Genomic DNA, 3,789 nt, shown 5'->3' with positions numbered 1-3,789 from the left:
CATCCGTAGCTCAGCTGGATAGAGTACTCGGCTACGAACCGAGCGGTCGGAGGTTCGAATCCTCCCGGATGCACCATATTCTCCGTATTATCCGCGATTGATAATCTTCATGGTCTGCAAAATTGACGCAAGCACCAGGGAGGATAACGTTGCTTTAGCAACGGCCCGAAGGGCGAACGTCAGTGAGTCATCCTCCCGGATGCACCATATTCTCCAAAAAATTTCCCACAAAAAACATCTCATTTCTAAATAACTATTTTATCCATATCCTGAATAATCTTCCCCTTCGCCATCAGCGACAAAATCAAGCAATTACGCTAAAGTAGCGTCATATTTTTCGACTTGCGAGAAGACCATGTACGAGCGTTATGCAGGTTTAATTTTTGATATGGATGGCACGATCCTGGATACCGAACCTACGCACCGTAAAGCGTGGCGTGAAGTATTAGGACGCTACGGTCTTCAGTACGATGTTCAGGCGATGATTGCGCTTAATGGCTCGCCCACGTGGCGTATAGCCCAGGCGATTATTGAGCTGAATCAGGCCGATCTCGACCCGCATGCGTTGGCGCGTGAAAAAACAGAAGCAGTAAGAAGCATGCTGCTGGATAGCGTCGAGCCGCTTCCTCTTGTCGAGGTGGTGAAAAGCTGGCATGGACGTCGACCAATGGCTGTCGGTACGGGGAGTGAAAGTGCCATCGCTGAAGCATTGCTGGCGCACCTGGGATTACGCCGTTATTTTGATGCGGTCGTTGCCGCCGATCACGTCAAACATCATAAACCTGCGCCAGACACATTTTTGTTGTGTGCGCAGCGTATGGGCGTGCAACCAACACAGTGTGTGGTCTTTGAAGATGCTGATTTCGGTATTCAGGCTGCTCGCGCTGCAGGTATGGACGCTGTGGATGTTCGCTTGCTGTGAGTGAAGCTTTATCGCTTTTCTCGTTGTTTGCCAGTAGTTTCCTCAGCGCTACACTATTACCCGGTAATTCCGAAGTCGTCCTGGTTGCAATGTTGCTTTCCGGGGTAAGTCATCCCTGGGTTTTAGTGTTAACAGCAACAATGGGTAATAGCCTTGGAGGGCTAACTAACGTTATCCTTGGGCGTTTCTTTCCACTGCGCAAAACATCGCGCTGGCAAGAGAAAGCCATCGGCTGGCTGAAACGATATGGTGCAATCACACTATTATTAAGCTGGATGCCCGTGGTTGGCGATTTACTGTGTCTGTTAGCGGGATGGATGCGCATCTCGTGGGGACCGGTAATCTTTTTTTTGTGCCTTGGTAAAGCGTTACGCTATGTTGCGATTGCAGTAGCTACCGTTCAGGGCATGATGTGGTGGCACTAATTGTAGGCCTGCACACATGGCCACCATTACAGTTATGCTAAATAAAACGATTTTGACAGGCGGGAGGTCAATTTGATCCCGGACGTATCACAGGCGCTGGCCTGGCTGGAAAAACATCCTCAGGCGTTAAAGGGGATACAGCGTGGGCTGGAGCGCGAAACTTTGCGTGTTAATGCTGATGGCACACTGGCAACAACAGGTCATCCTGAAGCATTAGGTTCCGCACTGACGCATAAATGGATAACCACCGATTTTGCGGAAGCATTGCTGGAATTTATTACACCAGTGGATGGTGATATTGAACATATGCTGACTTTTATGCGCGACCTGCATCGCTATACGGCGCGCAATATGGGCGATGAGCGGATGTGGCCTTTAAGTATGCCATGTTACATCGCGGAAGGTCAGGACATCGAACTGGCGCAGTATGGCACTTCCAATACCGGGCGCTTTAAAACGCTGTACCGTGAAGGGCTGAAAAATCGCTACGGTGCGCTGATGCAAACCATCTCCGGCGTGCATTACAACTTCTCTTTGCCTATGGCATTCTGGCAAGCGAAGTGTGGTGATATTTCGGGCTCTGATGCTAAAGAGAAAATCTCTGCGGGTTATTTCCGCGTTATTCGCAACTACTATCGCTTCGGTTGGGTCATTCCTTATCTGTTTGGCGCGTCTCCGGCAATATGCTCTTCATTCCTGCAAGGTAAACCAACTTCGCTGCCGTTTGAGAAAACCGAGTGCGGTATGTATTACCTGCCGTATGCGACCTCTCTTCGTTTGAGTGATCTGGGCTATACCAATAAATCGCAAAGCAATCTCGGTATCACCTTCAACGATCTCTACGAGTACGTCGCGGGGCTCAAGCAGGCTATCAAAACGCCGTCGGAAGAGTACGCGAAGATTGGCATTGAGAAAGATGGCAAGCGGCTGCAAATCAACAGCAATGTGCTGCAGATTGAAAACGAACTGTATGCGCCGATTCGTCCGAAACGCGTTACTCGCAGCGGAGAGTCGCCTTCTGATGCGCTGTTGCGTGGCGGCATTGAATATATTGAAGTGCGTTCGCTGGACATCAACCCGTTCTCGCCGATTGGTGTAGATGAACAGCAGGTGCGTTTCCTCGACCTGTTTATGGTCTGGTGTGCGTTAGCTGACGCGCCAGAAATGAGCAGTAGCGAGCTTGCCTGTACACGCGTTAACTGGAACCGTGTGATCCTCGAAGGTCGCAAACCGGGCCTGACGCTGGGTATCGGCTGCGAAACCGCGCAGTTCCCGTTACCGCAGGTGGGGAAAGATCTGTTCCGCGATCTAAAACGCGTCGCGCAAACGCTGGATAGCATTAACGGCGGCGAAGCGTACCAGAAAGTGTGTGATGAACTGGTTGCCTGCTTTGATAATCCCGATCTGACTTTCTCCGCCCGTATCTTAAGGTCTATGATTGATACTGGCATTGGCGGAACTGGCAAAGCGTTTGGTGAGGCTTATCGCAATTTGTTGCGTGAAGAGCCGCTGGAAATTCTGCGTGAAGACGATTTTATTGCCGAGCGCGAAGCGTCTAAACGCCGCCAGCAGGAAATGGAAGCCGCAGATACCGAGCCGTTTACGGTGTGGCTGGAAAAACACAGCTGACAGAAAAGAAAAAGGCCACTCGTGAGTGGCCAAAATTTCATCTCTGAATTCAGGGATGATGATAACAAATGCGCGTCTTTCATATACTCAGACTCGCCTGGGAACAAAGAGTTCAGAATATTTTAAAAAAATTTACCGGAGGTGGCTAAATGCCGTTGTTAGATAGCTTCACAGTCGATCATACCCGGATGGAAGCGCCTGCAGTTCGGGTGGCGAAAACAATGAACACCCCGCATGGCGACGCAATTACCGTGTTCGATCTTCGCTTCTGCGTGCCGAACAAAGAAGTTATGCCAGAAAGAGGGATCCATACTCTGGAGCACCTGTTTGCTGGTTTTATGCGTAACCATCTTAACGGTAATGGCGTAGAGATTATCGATATCTCACCAATGGGCTGCCGCACTGGTTTTTATATGAGTCTGATTGGTACGCCTGATGAGCAGCGTGTCGCTGATGCCTGGAAAGCGGCAATGGAAGATGTGCTGAAAGTGCAGGATCAGAATCAGATCCCGGAACTGAACGTCTATCAGTGCGGTACTTACCAGATGCACTCTTTGCAGGAAGCACAGGATATTGCGCGTAGCATTCTGGAACGCGACGTGCGCATCAACAGCAATGAAGAACTGGCGCTGCCGAAAGAGAAGTTGCAGGAGCTGCACATCTAGGAGCAGGATCACAACGATTGTGCATCCGGAGAATGCCACCTGTGCAACGACAGGTGGCAAATTTACATTAGAAGAGATATTTCATGCCCAGCATTCCCTGGGTATCGCTGTAACCGTTGTCACCCAGCTGCTGGGCGACGTTGCCCCA

Annotated in this window: 5 protein-coding genes; 4 read left to right on the top strand and 1 reads right to left on the bottom strand. The window is 50.3% G+C overall.

Annotated elements, in window-relative coordinates; genetic code table 11:
• The first annotated feature begins 355 nt into the window (after nt 1-355).
• The 4 genes from yqaB (at nt 356) to luxS (ending at nt 3,641) form a co-directional block, all read left to right on the top strand.
• Entirely contained in the window at nt 356-922 is a 567-nt protein-coding gene (yqaB, locus tag H9644_RS05775; RefSeq protein WP_064529937.1) for a fructose-1-phosphate/6-phosphogluconate phosphatase, read from the top strand.
• Complete coding sequence (locus H9644_RS05770; protein WP_064529936.1) at nt 919-1,347, top strand: YqaA family protein; 429 nt, start codon at nt 919-921, stop codon at nt 1,345-1,347. The genes yqaB and H9644_RS05770 overlap by 4 nt, the downstream gene beginning before the upstream one ends.
• Before the next feature lie 72 nt (nt 1,348-1,419).
• Nucleotides 1,420-2,976 (top strand): glutamate--cysteine ligase, encoded by a 1,557-nt coding sequence (gshA, locus tag H9644_RS05765; protein ID WP_191773706.1) that lies wholly within the window; start codon nt 1,420-1,422, stop codon nt 2,974-2,976.
• A gap of 149 nt (nt 2,977-3,125) precedes the next feature.
• Complete coding sequence (gene luxS, locus H9644_RS05760; protein ID WP_001130211.1) at nt 3,126-3,641, top strand: S-ribosylhomocysteine lyase; 516 nt, start codon at nt 3,126-3,128, stop codon at nt 3,639-3,641.
• 67 nt (nt 3,642-3,708) lie between these two features.
• Here the strand turns inward: luxS and H9644_RS21905 are convergent.
• Nucleotides 3,709-3,789 (bottom strand): autotransporter outer membrane beta-barrel domain-containing protein (locus H9644_RS21905; protein WP_123057982.1); only part of this gene is annotated, 81 nt, incomplete at its 5' end.

The sequence above is a fragment of the Escherichia whittamii genome (assembly GCF_014836715.1).
In the GTDB taxonomy this organism is placed as follows: Bacteria; Pseudomonadota; Gammaproteobacteria; order Enterobacterales; family Enterobacteriaceae; genus Escherichia; species Escherichia whittamii.
The sequence above is the reverse complement of the archived record's forward strand: the minus strand, read 5'-3'. Positions and strand labels throughout refer to the sequence as shown.